Here is a 16,169-nt window from a genome sequence, read left to right on the forward strand (position 1 = left end):
TGATTATGGATAAAGTATCCGTTGCCGATATCAACTTCCGCGGTCGGACCGCGCTCGTGCGCGTCGATTTTAACGTCCCGCTCGACGAACACCAGCAGATCACCGATGACCGTCGTATTCGCGAAGCGCTGCCCACCCTGCAGAAGATCATGAAGGACGGGGGGAAGGTGATCGCCTGTTCGCATCTCGGCCGCCCCGAGGGTCAGTTTGTTGCGGAGATGTCGCTTCGCCCGGTCGCCGACCGCCTTGCCGAGTTGCTCGGAAAACCGGTCATGTTCGCCGAGGACTGTATCGGTCCCGAGGCCGCCAACCTGGTTGACCGTATGAAACCCGGAGATTGTCTCCTGCTGGAGAACCTTCGTTTCCACAAGCAGGAAACCAAAAACGACCCCGAGTTCGCGCGCCGGCTGGCCGAACTGGCTGACATCTTCGTCAACGATGCGTTTGGGTCGGCCCATCGGGCTCACGCCTCCACCGAGGGTGTCGCCCGCCTGTTTAACCAGGCCGTGGCCGGCTTCCTCATGGAGAAGGAACTGAAATACCTCGGTGCGGCGGTTGCACACCCTGCGCGGCCGTTTGCCGCTATTCTCGGCGGAGCGAAGATCTCCGGCAAGATCGACGTCATCCAGAACCTCATCGGCAAAGTCGACAAGCTCTTCGTTGGCGGGGGCATGGTTTTCACCTTCGCCAAAGCGCAGGGCTACCGAATCGGAAAATCTCTGGTCGAGGAGGATCGGGTGGCGATGGCCCGCGAGATTATCGCCTCCGTCAACGACAGCAAGACCCGGCTCTTTTTCCCGGTGGACGCCGTCGTGGCGTCGGAGATAAGCGACACGGCTGCAACGAAGGTCGTGGATATAGAGAATATTCCGGACAGCCAGATGGGGCTGGACATAGGCCCCCGCACCATCGAACTGTTTCGCAAGGAACTGCACGGATGCAGGACGATTGTGTGGAACGGCCCCATGGGCGTTTTTGAGAAAGAACCGTTTGCAGTCGGCACCAAAGCCATTGCCGAAACGCTCGGCGAGCTGACGGCGGCCGGCGCCGTGACCGTTATCGGCGGGGGAGACTCCGCTGCGGCCGTGGCGCAGTTTGGCTTTGAAGATCGCATGACCCATATCTCGACCGGCGGCGGCGCCTCCCTCGAGTTTCTCGAAGGGAAAGTCCTCCCCGGGGTCGCGGTGTTGACGCCGAAATCCGAAGTCAGGGTGTCGTGAGATGCGACAGCAAATTGTCGCCGGCAACTGGAAGATGAACGGTGCCATTCCGGAGACCGAGAAACTGCTCTCAGCGCTCCGCAACGGCATGTCCGCCACCGCGCGGGCCACGGTTGTCGTCTGCCCGCCGTTTACCTCGCTTCTGACCGCCGCCCGGATACTCGAGGACAGCAACATCCTGTTGGGAGCCCAGGACATGTCCGAGCACCAAGAGGGCGCGTTCACCGGCGAGATCTCTGCCGGGATGCTCTTGACAGTGGGAGCCACCTTTGTTATCTTGGGCCACTCCGAACGGCGGCAGTACCATGCCGAGTCCGATGACCTGGTCAATCGGAAGGCAACCCGCGCACTGGAGGCGGGGCTGACGCCGATTATTTGTGTCGGAGAGACCCTTGACCAGCGTGAGGCCGGACAGACCGAACAGGTCGTCGGATCGCAGGTCAGCGGGTGCCTTGCCGGTATGTCGGCCGACGATCTGAACAAGATCGTCATCGCCTACGAACCGGTCTGGGCGATCGGGACCGGCCGGACGGCGACGCCCCAGCAGGCTCAGTTGGTCCACGCCTTCATTCGCGTGTTGGTACGCGACATGGATCAGAAAGCCGGCGAGCGGGTACCCATCCTGTACGGCGGCTCGGTAAAGCCGGGCAATGCGAAAGAACTTATGGCGCAGCCGGATATCGACGGTTCGCTGGTTGGCGGCGCGTCGCTCAAGGCTGACGACTTTATCGCTATTATTAACGCCTGTTAGGCGGAGGAAAGAACGGTGTTTGTTGCCTGGGTTGTTTTTCACGTGATCGTGTGCGTCGCACTGATTCTCGTCGTGCTGATGCAGTCCTCGAAGGGTGAAGGTCTGGCCGGGACGGCGCTCGGTGGCGGCGGTTCCCTGTCAGGTGCGGTTTTTGGCGGACGTGGGGCCGCGTCGTTTCTTTCCAAGGCGACCACCGTGCTGGCGATCGTGTTCATGTTCAACTGCGGCGCACTGGCCTATATGTCGGCCAGCGACCGTCCCGCGGTCGGCGTGCAGACTGCTCCGGTCGAAGGCGGCGAGTCGGTCGTACAGCGACAGGCTCAGCAGGTCGTCGAACAGCAGCAGGCCCTGCAGCAGCAGCGAGTCGCCGACTCTATCGCCAACGCTCAACAGGCTCCCGTGCAGCTTCTCGATTCGCTGACCCCGGCACCGACCGGCGATGGCAACTAAAGGCGATTATGCTGCGGAAGTGGTGAAACTGGTAGACACGCTATCTTGAGGGGGTAGTGGATTACATCCGTGCGGGTTCGAGTCCCGCCTTCCGCATTTGAAATGTCGTTGTCTGAAAGAAAACCGGCCACGGGCCGGTTTTCTCATTCCCCCCGTGTTTTTGAGAATCGTCCCCTCAGTCCGTAAACCGGAGCGCTATGAAGGTCGTATCGTCCGATGGCACTCCCGTTCCTGAGAAACCGTGCAGCGCATCCTTGAGCTGCGTAATCACGCCCTGAGCCGTGCGGTGTAACGGCGATCGCAAAACCTCTTTCAACCGATCGTCGCCGAAGAACTCGCCCCCGCGATCCTGTGATTCGACCACTCCGTCGGTGTACAACAACACCATATCACCGACCCGCAGTTTTACGACTTCCTGCTCGAATCTCGACTGCTTCACCAGTCCGACAGCCGCGCCGGTCGGATCGAGCGACTCAATCGTGGTATCGACTCGAACCACCAGCGGCGGGTTATGTCCGGCGTTGCAGTAGGTGAGAGTGCGCGCGGCAACATCGATCTTCGCCAAAAACAGCGTGACGAAATTGGTCAGATGAACATTGTGGCAAAACAAGTGGTTCAGCCGCGATACTACCTCGGCCGGCTCGCTGCTTTCAGGCGCGATAATGCGCAGCGACGCCTGCAGGCTCGCCGCGAGCATACTGGCCGGCATTCCCTTGCCCATCACGTCGGCAATCATCACGGCGTGCGTGCCGTCGCCGAACCTCAGAAAATCGAAATAATCGCCTCCCACAATCCGGGCCGGCTGGCTGTAGGCCGCGATATCGACACTCGGAATCGACGGCAAAACCTGAGGCAGCAGCGCCTGCTGGACCTTCTGCGACAGCGCCAGATCGTTTTCCAGGACCCTCCGCTCCTCGGCCGAGAGGTGATCGAGACAAATGCACGCCGTGTAATCCATCTCGAGCCGGGCCGCCTCGACGTAGTCATGGCATACCTCGCACACGCCCAGCGTCTTCTCCTCGGCTTTCTGCACGGCCGTTCTCAGCAGCGACAGCTCTTCCGCAGCCGCCTGCTCATCGGCCGGCCCCAGCCGAAGCTGCACCACCGAACGCGGCGAACCATAAAGAAAATCCGTAAGTACATGAAGCCGCGCGGCAAGCCGCTCGCGAAGCCTTTCAATCGTTCGTGCATCCATGGCAATTCTCCCGTTTGTCTCTCTAGTACGAAACCCACGAAATCCCGGTTACGTCTACTTCTACGAATGTGATATTTGCCGATGGCGTCAGTCTGTACACGCTCAACCGGAGGCACAACCCGAACAACGAAACTGCGGTTTGCCGGCGCGCCGAAAACAGGCAAAAGGCCGGGGGTGCTATCGGCCCACCCCGGTGACCCAGTCCACCGTCATAATCTCAATCTGATCCCCGTCCGGGTCGAAGGCATATACGGAACGGTGGCCGTTCGGCCACGTATGATCGCTCGGCGTACACCCACGTGCGATCAGCCTTGTCCGGTACGTGTCGTACTGCTCGGGTTCGATCTGAAAGGCGAAGTGCAGGTGTACGCCCCCGCGCACCACGCCGCCCGGCGACACCGATAACTGTTGTGTCACATGCTAGAGCGTCGAAGACGATCTGGGATGTGACACGGAAAACCCCTCCCGTTGCACATCGTTATCCACTTGCGCCGCTTCGCCATCCGCTCTACATTGCAGACCCGTCCAGTCGGGGCAGTATCATGAAGCGGTTCATTCGATCACATCCACTGGGCTTCATCCTGCTGGTGGCAATCGCCCTGCGCCTCCCGGCGGTTATCTTCTCCAAGGGCTACATGGCTTCCGACGACCAGTTCGAGACCGTCGAAATCGCCCATCGCTGGACCTACGGTCAGGTCTTTTACGACGACGGCATCCGCATGTGGCCGCAGCGTCCCGCCAACGAGCACGCCCGCTTCGTCCTCTACAATATATCGCTCTATTCGGTGATGAAACTCAACGAAGCGGTCGGGATCAACACGCTCGATGGCATGATGTACAGTATCCGTGCCATCCACGCCGGCATCTCGTTGCTGGCCGTCTGGGCGGCCCTCCAGATTGTCCTCCTGAGTACCAAGTCACGGCGCTGGGCGGTATTCGGCGGGCTGGCAGTCGCCGGGTACTTTCTGATGCCGTTCCTGTCGGTCCGCAATCTCATCGAGATGGTGGGAGGCAATCTCTGGATTGTCGCAGTCTGGCTCCTCTACCGCTATGGCGACGACCGCTCCGATCGATCCCTGATCGGGGCCGGAGTCATGACCGGTCTGGCCTGGATGATTCGCTTCGAAATCGCCTTTGCCGCGCTTGCCATTCCGTTCATCCTCTGGCGCTTGCACCGCTCGCCGCGACCGGCGCTCGTCTACACGGCGGCGGTGTTCGCCATGCTCCTGCTGTCAGGCGTGGCCGACGCCATCGTCGTCGATGGCTTTGCCGCCTCAACCGTCAGCCATATTCGACAGGTACTCACCGAGCCCCCGCCATACCAGACCGTCTGGTACTTCTACATCATGGTCCTGCTCGGAGCCTTCATCCCACCGTTCTCGCTGCTGCTGTTTGGGCTGGTTGGTAACAGGAAGTTCCTGCGAGAGCATGCGTTGCTCTGGATACCGACACTGGTCTTCATTGTCGCCCATACCCTCTCAATCAGCCGTCAGGAGCGCTACCTGATTCCGATCCTGCCGATCCTGCTGGTCATTTTCGTGCTGGCTATCCGGTACCACCAGCAGGCGAACGGCTGGTTATTTCGACACCGGCGAATGGGCATCGCGCTGCTGGCAGGGTTCCTGACAATCAACACCGTCCTGCTGGGAGCCTTCACGATCAATTACGGCCATCGTGGACTGGTCGAACCGCTGGTACGCATGCAGAACATCGAACCGTTCCCCGCCATGGTGCTCGTCTCACCGGGCCGCGGCCGACTGATGCCGTTCGCCTATGGGGGCGGAATCGAACGGCTGTATCGGACGGAAGTCGTAAACTGGCATGATCTGGATGAGTTTTCCCGGCTCCCCGAAGCACACGACAGCAGCTATTTCGTCGTGATACATCCGCACTCGGACGACGAGCGTGAACAATGGCTGGATTCACTGAAAGCGAGACTGGGATCACTGACATTAGTGACCCATGTCGGCCCCTCTACCATTGACGCGATCCTTCATTTCCTCAATCCGAAACACAATCGCACGCACGAAGCCTGGGTTTATCGACACGAGCCGCAATTGTAGAAGAGAGGACGGCACAGTGTAGGGGGAGAGGATTGTCCTATCCGCGGCAGAACGAAGTCAGGCTGAGCCCGCCGCGGTGGGTCGAAGCCCGACCTATCAGTCCCGTACGCCCCGAATCCAGTCCACCGTCATGAACTCCACGTGGTGACCGTCCGGGTCAAACGAGTAAATCGACCGCTCGCCGTTGGGCCAGACATGATCGATCGGTTCACAGCCCAGAGCGACCAGCCGTTGCCGGAATACATTGTACTTGCCGGCTTCAATCTTGAAGGCGAAATGCAGGTGGGCGGCCCCGCGACCGTCGTACAGCCCGCGCTTGCCGAGCTTCCACAGCCCGAGGGCCGATCCGTCCTCGAATACGATGGCCGCCGCGGAACCGTCAGCCCAGGTGGTCACTTGGTGGTGCGGCAGCAAGGCTCGATAAAACGCCAGCGACCGCTCCAGATCGGAGACCTCGATATGTAATTCAAGTAGACGCATAAAAAAACCGGGCGTCATGACGCCCGGTCTATCCGCCGCCACGAAGACGGGCTAATTATTGATATACTTGCCGAGAATGGCCCCCATCCGCTGGGTCATCTTGGAGTTCGGCAAAACCTCGGTGGCCCCCGCAATTTGTGCGGCTTTCATCTGGTCCGCCAGCACATGCGGCGAATAGCAGACGATCGGAATCTTCGCCGTCGCCCCGTACGACCGCAGCTTGTTGATCAGCGAGGGAGCCTCGATGCCGTTGAGATTCAGATCGATGATGATCAGATCCGGACGAAGTTCCTGGGCCTTGGTGAATATCTCATCCGAGCGGATGGCTTTGATGCCCTCAACTTCCATGCTATCCAGCACCGTCATAATCTTCGAGGTGAATATCATGTTGTTGACGGCAACAATGACCTTCTTGTTCATACAGTAGTCACCCCTCAAATAAGAATTCCTTTTCACTCTTTTTGCGGTGGTCCGCCAATATACACAATTTCCTCTCCCAGCGGAAGCGAAACCTTCAGAAATCGTTTGACAAACCGGTTTGTGATGTGCAATACATTCTGGCTTAATTAGTTAAGCCTGCCTTTCCTGTTAGCACCGCTCTTGCCTTCAATCCCCGGAACAGGCCTTTTTTGTTGATTTCACGCCCCCCGCCGGCTTCTTCCCGGTATGAAACGCACCAAGATACTCATCACCTACGGCCCCGCAACCGCCTCGCTTTCCAAAATCGCCCGCCTCGTCCAGGCCGGCGCCAACGCCTTTCGCATCAACTGCTCCCATGGCAGCTCCCAGGACTTTCTCGCCGCCGCCCGAATCATAACCGAAGGCGCCGCCCGGTCCCGTTACCCGGTCGGTCTTCTCTTTGATATCGCCGGCCCAAAACTGCGGCTGGATCGTTTCGACGGCAAGATCACCGTAACCAAAGGGATGCGTATCACCCTCTCTCACACCCGGTCCGATCCCTCCAAAGGTATCGTCGCCATGAGCCAACCCGGAGTCCTGTCGTCGGTACGCAAGGGGGAGAGGGTCCTGATCGACGACGGGAACCTTCTGTTCGATGTTGTGGCGGTCGATCGCCACGGCGTCACGCTTCGGGCGCTCAACCCCGGCACCATCCTGCCGGGCAAGGGCGTTAACCTCCCATCGACCGCCATCGATGTCCCGACGTTGTCCGACAAAGACCGGGAAGACATCAAAACCGCCGTGCGCCTCGACGCCGACTACATCGCCTTGTCATTCGTCCGATCTGCCGACGACGTCCGCGAGGCGCGCGCAATCATCAGGAAACTCGGCGGCCGTCAGAAGATCTTCGCCAAACTCGAAAAACGCGAGGCGATTGACAATCTCGACGCCATCATGGAGGCCTCGGATGGTGTCATGATCGCTCGCGGCGACCTGGGCGTCGAGATGCCTCCGGAGGCCGTGCCCAGACTCCAAAAAAAGATTATCGCGTTGTCGATCGTCTACCATAAACCGGTGATCGTCGCAACCCAGATGCTCGAATCGATGCGGTTCTCGCCCCGACCCACCCGCGCGGAAGTCAACGATGTCGCCACGGCCGTATTCGACCGGGCCGATGCCGTTATGCTGTCCGCCGAAACCGCTACCGGCAGATATCCGGTCGAGGCCGTCCGAACCATGTCCGATATCATCACCGCCGCGGAATTCGATATGTCGTCCGGATCGCCCTTCACCGCCCGGCTCGATCTCGATGCGCCGATTCCCCAGGCCGTAGCCACGGCGGTGCTCCACGCCAACGAAAGATTGGAAGCCAGCGCAATCTTCGCCTTTACGTCCACCGGATTCACGGCGCAATTGATCGCCAACCTCATGCCTCCTCAGCCGATCATTGCCGTCACCGACGACCGAAAAGTGATGCGAAGCCTCTCGTTGTACCGAGGCGTGTACGCCGTCAAAGGCGAGCACCCCGGATCCTTCAACGATCTCACCGATACCGTCAATCGAATTTGCCGGGAACACCGGCTCGCGCGCCGAGGCGCCGCCGTTTTCGTGACCGGTGGCGCGCCGTTCGGATCACGCGTTCAAACCAACCTTTTGTTCATTCACGAGGTGAAATAGCCATGACGTCCCGTCACGTCTACCCGCCGGCCCGCGTTATTCTGCCGCTGCTGTGTCTTTTCATGCTCGCTGGCATGCTGAGTACCCCGACTTTCGCCCAGCAGCAGACGCAACCGGCCAAACGCGGCGAGAAAAAACAAATCTGCATCACGTTCGACGAACTCCCCGCCGCGAGAACATTCGAAGAGGCGGACCGAAATGCCCTGTCGTACCTGGTACTCGAAACCCTCGACCGCCATGACGTCAGAGCAGCCGGCTTTGTGGTGGGGGAGACGATCGGCGACGATTTCGATCTGCTCGGCGAATGGCTCAACCGCGGACACATTCTCGGAAGCATGACCTACTCGCACCAGGATCTCCACGAACTCGGCATCGAAAACTTCATCAACGACGTCGGCCTCGGTCACGACGCGCTCGAGGAAATGCTCCGCGGATTCGGTCAGAAAAAACGGTACTTCCGTTACCCGTTCCTGCACTACGGCACCGACTCCGAAACCAAAAAACAGGTTTCGTTGTACCTCGAACATCTCAGCTGCGTGATTGCCCACGCCACCGTGGTGCCCGAAGACTTCCTGTATAACCTGACGCTGGAGAAACTGGGTAAGGTCCCGGATTCGGCCGAGTACGACGCCCTGCTCAACGAATATGTCAATCACGTGCTCGACGAAATCGAGCGCTGCCAGCTGGTCGCTATCGATCTGGTCAACCGGCCGGTACCCCAGATCCTCCTGCTTCGCCTCAATCGCCTTAACGCGATCTATCTCGACGAAATGCTGACGGCGATCGAGGACCTCGGCTACTCGTTTGTCACGCTCGACCAGGCCCTCCGTGACGAGGTGTACGACATGCCCGAGGCGTATTTCGGCGGCCGCGGCGTCGGCTATCTGGACATGCTGTACATGTCCGACCCCGATCTCATCCCGGCCGAATGATGCTATTCAAGCTGCAGATTCCGAAGCGCCAGAAAGAACGGCTGCCAGTCCTTGATCCGGACCGGAGTCTGTTCCAGTAACGCCAGGTCCTCGGGCTCGAGCAATCGCTTGTCTATTACTACCAGCAGCACCCACTCGTCGAACCACCCGTCGTACATTGTCCAGTATCCCTTGGCCCCGCGATCGCTCCCCCAGGAATTCTCCACCCGCCACTTTCTCGGCTCGCCTCCGGCCGACGTATCAACCGCGGTCAGCACCATCGCGTGATTGGGGGACATGTCCATGTACCGGATACGATCCGCTTTGGTGATGTCGAAGTCTTTGCCCAGCGCCGTGTTGAAATCATAAATGTCGATCGCAAAGATGCCCGAGTCGTTGTAATTATCCTGCCCGACATCGCAGGCGAACCACACCAGCTGGCTGTCGAGCAGCGACTTGATCGCATAATGCTTGAGCCGTTCGATCGGCAGGTTCAGCGCCCGCATATCTTTCGCTTCCTGGATATTGCGACTTCCCTCCAGCTCGTACAACTGGTTCATCTTCTCGGCGGGATTGTTGGCGATTGCCACGTACTCCGGAATCGAGTCGCCGAAAAACGCCTTCAGAAACGTCTGCGGCGTGAAAGACCGCTCCATAATCACCTTGGCCGAGTCTTCGCCCTCCTCCCAGCGAAACGTAAACTCGTTCGGCGGCTGCCCGTAACCGTACACCAGCAAATCGTACACGTCCGCCAGCATGGCTTCCTTGCGCTGCCGTATCTGCGCTTCACTTTGTCCCTCCCCGGACATCCGGCGTATCTCAGCCGCGCCCTTGCGAAGCAGTGTTGTTGCAAGGCGGTTAATCATCCCGGTCGACGAAGACTGCTTCGTCTCCGGCATCACCGAGGCCGGTACGATTCCGTACTTCTGCACCAGTCCGGTGAAATAGTGCCACCAGCCGCCGTCACCGAGCGGTTCCTGCAGGTACATCTGCACCGACCGATCGTCGATAGGCTGTTTGCGCATGGCGATCATGGATTCCAGAAAACAGTTGGCCTTTTCCAGCTTGTCATAAAACGCGAGATATGCCTGCGACAATTGGAAGTCCGACATTTTGAGTGCCGTCATGACTTTCGGCGTGACAACGTTCGCTCCGGCAAACATCCAGCACCGGCCGGTCGAATGCTGATCGATGATACCCGTGCCCTTCACCTGCACGTTGAACAGCCCGTCGTTATTGGCGAGCAAGCCGCGGTTGAGAGCGAGGTTTTTTATGTCGTTGTTGGTAACGGCGTTGATCCGGTTTCGAAGGTCCGTATCCTGGGCCGCCTGCGCCTCATACCGTTCCAGTAACTCCGGGCTGACCGCCCCCGGCTGCGCCGCCGGAGAAGAGGGGAGGGCCGACAACATCACTGCCAGAGAGAGGACAATCACGCACCGTGTAATCATGAGATGCTCCTTCCGATGACGACAATTATGCTCGCCAATATAGTATGTCTCGGCCCGACGAACAATGCCGCGGCAATCCGATCGCGAATGTGATGGCCGAAACGCGCCGCCCGACGTTATAATGCTAATGGGGTCACAATCCGACTAGAGAGAATACCGATGACGGACAAGACACATATTCAGTTGAGCGACAACGCCCTGACCGTGCTCGCGCGGCGCTATCTCATGAAAGACCGGCAGGGACGGGTGATCGAGACGCCGGCCGAGCTCTTTCGCCGGGTGGCTAACTTTATTGCCGAGGCCGACCGCACCTACGGGGCCGACGATGCCGGGGTGGCCCGTACCGCGGAGATTTTCTTCGGCATGATGGCCCGCCGCGAGTTTATGCCCAACTCGCCTACCCTCATGAACGCCGGTCGGCCCCTCGGCCAGCTCTCGGCCTGTTTTGTTCTGCCCGTGGGTGACTCGATGGAGGAAATATTCGAGGCCAACAAAAACGCCGCTCTTATTCACAAATCGGGCGGCGGAACAGGCTTCGCCTTCTCCCGCCTCCGCCCCCGAAACTCGGTCGTCGCGTCGACCTCCGGCGTTGCGTCCGGTCCGGTCTCGTTTATGAAAGTTTTTAACGCCTCCACCGAGGCCGTCAAACAGGGTGGCACCCGCCGTGGCGCCAACATGGGCATTCTCCGTATCGACCACCCCGACATCCTTGAATTTATATCCTGCAAGGACAACACCAGCGAAATTACCAACTTCAATATCTCGGTGGCCGTCACCGATCGGTTCATGGAAGCCGTCGACAAAGGATTGTCCTATCCGCTCATCGACCCTCGCACCGGGAAGACCTATATCAACGACGGTCAGGAGGTGTCACTCGATGCCCGGGAGGTTTTCGATCGGATTATTGATCACGCCTGGCGGACAGGGGAGCCGGGCGTGATATTTCTCGACCGCATAAATCGCCTCAATCCCACCCGCCCCTCCGAAACCATAGAGGCCACCAATCCCTGCGGTGAGCAACCGCTGCCGCCGTACGACTCATGCAATCTGGGGTCGATCAATCTCGGGCTGTTTGTCAGAGACCCCCTGCCGGACTCGTACGCCATCAGCTCGCCGACCGACGGCATCGACTGGGATCGCCTCGGCGAGACCGTGCGGCTGGGCGTCCATTTCCTGGATAACGTGATCGACCAGAACAGATACCCCATCCCGGCAATCGAGGCTCAGACCAAACTGAACCGGCGGATCGGCCTCGGCGTCATGGGCTGGGCTGACATGCTCGTGAAGCTTCGCCTGCCGTACAACAGTGACGGAGCCTTTGCGCTGGCCGGGAAAGTAATGGAGTTCATACACACCGAGGCGACCAATCACTCCTCGACCCTTGCCAAGACGCGCGGAAAACTGCCCAACTGGAACGGTACGGTCTACCGGGAACAGGGCGTGGCCATGCGTAACGCCACCGTCACGACTATCGCCCCGACCGGGACTATCTCCATTATCGCCGGCTGCTCCTCCGGGATTGAGCCGTTCTACGCTATCGCATTCGAGCGGAACGTGCTGGATGGAACGCGCATGACCGAAGTCAACCCGCTTTTCGAGGCGGCCGCGCGCGACGCCGGCGTGTATTCCGATGAGTTGGTTGAAAAAGTTATTTCGGTCCGCTCGATTGGGCATCTCGACCAGATCCCGGAACCTATCCGGGCGCTCTTTCTGACGGCTGCCGACATCTCGCCGCTGGAACACATCCGCATGCAGGCCGCCTTCCAGACCTTCTGCGATTCGTCGGTATCCAAGACCATTAACCTGCCGGAATCAGCTTCCCGCGACGATGTTGCGACCGCTTTTCATGCCGCGTACGATCTCGGCTGCAAAGGCGTCACCATTTACCGCGACAACTCCCGCCCCAATCAGGTACTTTCTTCCAGGCCGGCAGCTGCGTCGCCGGCTCTCTCAGAAGGACAAAGGGCGGCCGCGCCCGCTCCGACTTCCGATAAACCGGTTGAACAGCGTCCCACCGTTTTGCCCGGATTCACCGAGAAGATCAAGACCGGCTACGGCAATCTGTATGTCACGGTGAATACCCGGGATGGCCGACCGTTTGAAGTCTTTGCCCACATCGGCAAGTCCGGCTATACCACGATGGCGGATACCGAAGCGATCTGTCGCCTTATTTCTCTGGCGTTGCGATCCCACGTTCCGGTGGATCAGGTAATCCGGCAGCTTCTCGGAATCGGCGGATCCAGCCCTGTATTTGCTTCCGGCTCAAAGGTTTCGTCGATTCCCGATGCCATCGCGCAAGTCCTTCAGCGGCATTTCGGGCATCTGCAGGACCCCGCCACACGTCAGGATCAACCTGCGGAAATCTGCCCTGAATGCGCATCGCCGATGACCCTCGACTCCGGCTGCTACCTCTGCTCCTTCTGCGGTTATTCGAGCTGCTGATTCTGCCGATATATCTGAACTAGGGCGCGTGCCCTGAGCAAGAATATGGCAGCCAGCAGCTACATCCCGGTTGGGCGAACCTCTCTGGTCAAGCGCGGAGACGTCGATGTCCAGGTGCAGACCGAATACGCCACCCGTCCCTCTCCGAGGGTGACTACCACCCTTTCGTTCCAGGGACGCGTGCTCCACAAGGTGGAACGCGCCCTCGACAGAGCTGTCGGCACCTTTGAGGAACAGCGCGCAATCGAACAGGAAATGCGCCAGCAGCACGACGAAATCCTCGGGATCATCCAGAAAGACTCCTACGTCGCCGCCATGAAACTCGCCCCGCGCACGCCCGAGTCGGAACGACGGATGACTGCCTATGACCGGCTCCTGGCGATTCCCGACGTGGAACGAGTGTTCCGGGTGGACAACGACGGCGCTCTGATGGAGAGCCAGCCGGCCGAGGACTTTCAGAAGACGTTTGCCCTGATCTTCAAAAACCTCGCCGATCTCATGAACCTGTTCGCGCGGATGCCCGGACCGGGCGGACTGCGCGAGCAGGGAGTTTACGAAATCGAACGCTCCCGGCTCTACTTCGCCTCGATCGGTACCGAGTGTTTCTTCATCGTCGTCGATCCATCGGACTTGTCGATCGACTACGAGCGACTGATCAAGGGAGCGGTCACCGCGGACTGAGAGCGACCGAGGCAGATAGACCACGAATAAGAAAACCCGTCGCATCCGCGACGGGTTTGTGATTTTGGGAGAGCGGGTCGTAATTTGAAAAACTCACCAGATCTGTACGGTAATGGGTTTTTACAGCCACTTCTCGCATATAGTCTTCGCTGCTGCCGAACCCGGCAGGTCACGGCGTCGACGCGGCGGTGAAGAGACAACCATCATTTGGTAAGTTGTAAGAGAATTTCAAATGACTTCCAACTCTCCTCAACTATGCACTAGGTACGGCGACAAACGCGACTTCGCAACACTTTTTTTTCGATCGTTGCCATCCGCGGACAAAATTGATACTTTCTTAAACACATTCTAACGCGGTGCTCACACCATGATTCGTGCGATCGGACTCGACATAATTGAGACAGAGCGGATTGCCCGTGCGATCGAACGCTACGGCGAGCGCTTCGTCAACCGCGTGCTCGGCGACGACGAACGCGCTTTGTTTGTGACACGACGGGACAAGCCCCAGTTTCTCGCCGGACGATTCGCCGCCAAGGAAGCCGCGATAAAAGCGATGGCCGATTTCCTGGAGAGACGTCCGCCGTACTCCGCAATCCAGATCATTCATGAGCCCGGCGGTCGACCGGTGTTTAAATTCCATCCCGATGTCGCCGCACGGTTGTCGTCGCTCGCCTGCCACGTGTCGATCAGTCACGATCGCTCTGTCGCCGCTGCTGTTGCCGTGTTTGCGGACCGCGAGTGAACCCGCGGGGAAGACGTGTGCAGAAGGCCGCCTACGCGGGAACCGTCTCGACTACCGCCATCGGAAACTCGATCACGATCGTCGCCCCCTGTCCCGTCTGGCTGTGCACGTGCACGGTCCCGCCATGCTGGTCGACAATACGTCGACAAACAACCAGCCCGAATCCGTGACCGGTCTTTTTCGTGGTGAACTTCTCGTTGAAGGCTTTGCGAAGGATGTCTTCGGGGAAACCGACGCCCGTGTCGCTGATGGCAAACCGAAACCGGCGCGAGTCGTCTTTCTTCTCGAGGCGTACCGTGATCTCGCGCCGCTCGCAGCCTAACGTCGCGTCGGCGGCGTTGTTGAACAGGTTATACAACAGCTGAAGTATCTGGGTCGAGTCCGCCTCGAACGGTACATGCTCGTCGATTTGCGTCACGAAAATCGACACATCGCGAAATCGCTTTTGGGGACGAAGGTAATCGATCACTTCCTGAATCGTCTGATCGAACAGCAGGATCTCTCTCGTCGACGAACCGATCCGCAGGTCCATGAGATTGCCGGTGAACCGTTTCATCTTCTCGATCGTCTCGCACATAGTCGATATGTATCGTTCGACGTCGTCGAACTTCTGCTTTTTGACGTTGAACTCCAGTAGGGAAAGATTGCCGGCCACCACGCCGAGGAAGTTGTTCAATTCGTGACCGATTTCCGCCGACAGCTGCCCGCGGGTCGCCATCTTCTCCAGCTCGATCGTCTCGTCCTGCAGCTCCTTGAGCCGACGGTATGCCTGGCGTGTCTCGTCGAGCAGCGACAGGTTCTCGAGACTCATGGCGAGCTGCGTGGCGGTGATGCTCAGAAACGTCAGGTCCGCCTCGCGGATGGTGACGGTGTCACCCGGAAATCCCAGAAGCATCAGCGCGGACACGTCCCCCGCCCGCCGCACCGGCACCGCCACCGCCGACACGCCGGGCGTCAGCCACTGCGGACGGATCGCCTCAGCAAGGTCTTCGCGACGGCTTCCCTGGAAGAGCGAAAGGTCGTACAGCGAACCGATTACCGCCGGACGCTCGAACCGCGACCGCTCGATGGCACCGGCCAACCCCATGGCCGTCTCTCCCGGCAATTCGATACTGCCGATGCCGTCTCCGGCAACCGTAATCACCGAACTACTTCCGCCGTCGCCGTCGAGCACCACGATCGACCCGTACGGCGCCTTCTGATGCAGCATGGCAAACTGCAGCGACGACGTGATCAGGGAGCTTCGGTCGTTCGCCGTAAAAAGCACCTGGTTGAGATCGGACAGATGATTGAGCTTGGCGGTCTGACTCAGTTCCGCGGCCTGTCGAACCGAATCCAGCGCCTTTCGCACGGCTTGCCTGATCTCATTGAGCTCGAACGGCTTCATGATGTAGTCCGACGCGCCCTGCTTGATGGCGTCCTTCGCCGAGTTCAGATTCGCGTAGCCGGTCATGAAAATGACCGCGACGTCAGGGTATCTTTCCCGGACGCGCGATACCAGCTCGATCCCGTCCATGCCGGGCATACGGATGTCGGTGATAATCAGATCGCAGGAATGGTGTTCGATACGGGCAAGCGCATCGGGCCCGCTGAGCGCACCCTCGACGTCGACGCCCTCGTCCTCGAGCGCGTCGCGTACCAGCGAGACGACAACATCCTCGTCGTCAACCACCAGTACTCTGTATCGAGTCGCGTTTACGTCGTTCATTG

At 59.3% G+C, this 16,169-nt stretch carries 15 protein-coding genes and 1 tRNA gene; 10 read left to right on the plus strand and 6 right to left on the minus strand.

The window, feature by feature from the left end; all coding sequences use genetic code 11:
• The first annotated feature begins 5 nt into the window (after positions 1 to 5).
• From RBT76_11345 to RBT76_11360, 4 genes are all read left to right on the plus strand, one after another.
• On the plus strand, positions 6 to 1,220 hold the full coding sequence (locus tag RBT76_11345) for a phosphoglycerate kinase (protein ID MDX9858379.1): 1,215 nt from the start codon (positions 6 to 8) through the stop codon (positions 1,218 to 1,220).
• Between the two features lies 1 nt (position 1,221).
• Positions 1,222 to 1,971 (plus strand): triose-phosphate isomerase, encoded by a 750-nt coding sequence (tpiA, locus tag RBT76_11350; protein MDX9858380.1) that lies wholly within the window; start codon positions 1,222 to 1,224, stop codon positions 1,969 to 1,971.
• A gap of 15 nt (positions 1,972 to 1,986) precedes the next feature.
• Positions 1,987 to 2,421, plus strand: a complete 435-nt coding sequence (gene secG, locus RBT76_11355; protein MDX9858381.1) for a preprotein translocase subunit SecG — start codon at positions 1,987 to 1,989, stop codon at positions 2,419 to 2,421.
• 13 nt (positions 2,422 to 2,434) lie between these two features.
• Positions 2,435 to 2,517 (plus strand) — tRNA-Leu (locus tag RBT76_11360).
• Positions 2,518 to 2,596: 79 nt separating this feature from the next.
• Here RBT76_11360 and RBT76_11365 read toward each other — a convergent pair.
• The gene (locus RBT76_11365; protein ID MDX9858382.1) at positions 2,597 to 3,616 is read right to left on the minus strand and encodes a PP2C family protein-serine/threonine phosphatase; all 1,020 of its coding nucleotides are present in this window, start codon (positions 3,614 to 3,616) and stop codon (positions 2,597 to 2,599) included.
• A 177-nt stretch (positions 3,617 to 3,793) separates the two neighbouring features.
• Entirely contained in the window at positions 3,794 to 4,033 is a 240-nt protein-coding gene (locus tag RBT76_11370; protein ID MDX9858383.1) for a hypothetical protein, read from the minus strand.
• A gap of 125 nt (positions 4,034 to 4,158) precedes the next feature.
• On the opposite strand from RBT76_11370, the gene RBT76_11375 reads away from it, so the two are divergent.
• Positions 4,159 to 5,679: a glycosyltransferase family 39 protein gene (locus RBT76_11375; protein ID MDX9858384.1), complete on the plus strand. Its 1,521-nt coding sequence runs from the start codon at positions 4,159 to 4,161 to the stop codon at positions 5,677 to 5,679.
• Between the two features lie 96 nt (positions 5,680 to 5,775).
• On the opposite strand, the gene RBT76_11380 is transcribed toward RBT76_11375, so the two are convergent.
• Together RBT76_11380 and RBT76_11385 are read right to left on the minus strand one after the other, a co-directional pair.
• Positions 5,776 to 6,159, minus strand: coding sequence for a hypothetical protein (locus RBT76_11380; protein ID MDX9858385.1), 384 nt, complete (start codon positions 6,157 to 6,159; stop codon positions 5,776 to 5,778).
• Between the two features lie 51 nt (positions 6,160 to 6,210).
• Entirely contained in the window at positions 6,211 to 6,579 is a 369-nt protein-coding gene (locus tag RBT76_11385) for a hypothetical protein (GenBank protein MDX9858386.1), read from the minus strand.
• A gap of 246 nt (positions 6,580 to 6,825) precedes the next feature.
• Here RBT76_11385 and pyk point away from each other — a divergent pair, with 246 nt between their 5' ends.
• Positions 6,826 to 8,235 (plus strand): pyruvate kinase, encoded by a 1,410-nt coding sequence (gene pyk / locus RBT76_11390; protein MDX9858387.1) that lies wholly within the window; start codon positions 6,826 to 6,828, stop codon positions 8,233 to 8,235.
• A gap of 2 nt (positions 8,236 to 8,237) precedes the next feature.
• Positions 8,238 to 9,167, plus strand: coding sequence for a polysaccharide deacetylase family protein (locus tag RBT76_11395; protein ID MDX9858388.1), 930 nt, complete (start codon positions 8,238 to 8,240; stop codon positions 9,165 to 9,167).
• 2 nt (positions 9,168 to 9,169) lie between these two features.
• Here the strand turns inward: RBT76_11395 and RBT76_11400 are convergent, their stop codons facing one another.
• The gene (locus tag RBT76_11400; protein MDX9858389.1) at positions 9,170 to 10,594 is read right to left on the minus strand and encodes a C1 family peptidase; all 1,425 of its coding nucleotides are present in this window, start codon (positions 10,592 to 10,594) and stop codon (positions 9,170 to 9,172) included.
• 159 nt (positions 10,595 to 10,753) lie between these two features.
• Here RBT76_11400 and RBT76_11405 point away from each other — a divergent pair, with 159 nt between their 5' ends.
• The 3 genes from RBT76_11405 (at position 10,754) to acpS (ending at position 14,459) form a co-directional block, all read left to right on the plus strand.
• Positions 10,754 to 13,036 (plus strand): vitamin B12-dependent ribonucleotide reductase, encoded by a 2,283-nt coding sequence (locus tag RBT76_11405; protein MDX9858390.1) that lies wholly within the window; start codon positions 10,754 to 10,756, stop codon positions 13,034 to 13,036.
• A 45-nt stretch (positions 13,037 to 13,081) separates the two neighbouring features.
• Positions 13,082 to 13,717 carry a hypothetical protein gene (locus tag RBT76_11410; protein MDX9858391.1) on the plus strand — a complete coding sequence of 212 codons (636 nt, stop codon included), beginning with the start codon at positions 13,082 to 13,084 and terminating at the stop codon, positions 13,715 to 13,717.
• A 367-nt stretch (positions 13,718 to 14,084) separates the two neighbouring features.
• Positions 14,085 to 14,459 carry a holo-ACP synthase gene (acpS, locus tag RBT76_11415; GenBank protein MDX9858392.1) on the plus strand — a complete coding sequence of 125 codons (375 nt, stop codon included), beginning with the start codon at positions 14,085 to 14,087 and terminating at the stop codon, positions 14,457 to 14,459.
• A 31-nt stretch (positions 14,460 to 14,490) separates the two neighbouring features.
• On the opposite strand, the gene RBT76_11420 is transcribed toward acpS, so the two are convergent.
• Positions 14,491 to 16,167 (minus strand): response regulator, encoded by a 1,677-nt coding sequence (locus tag RBT76_11420; protein ID MDX9858393.1) that lies wholly within the window; start codon positions 16,165 to 16,167, stop codon positions 14,491 to 14,493.
• Between the last annotated feature and the right edge of the window lie 2 nt (positions 16,168 to 16,169).

It is taken from the genome of Candidatus Zixiibacteriota bacterium (assembly GCA_034003725.1).
In the GTDB taxonomy this organism is placed as follows: domain Bacteria; phylum Zixibacteria; class MSB-5A5; order GN15; family FEB-12; genus WJMS01.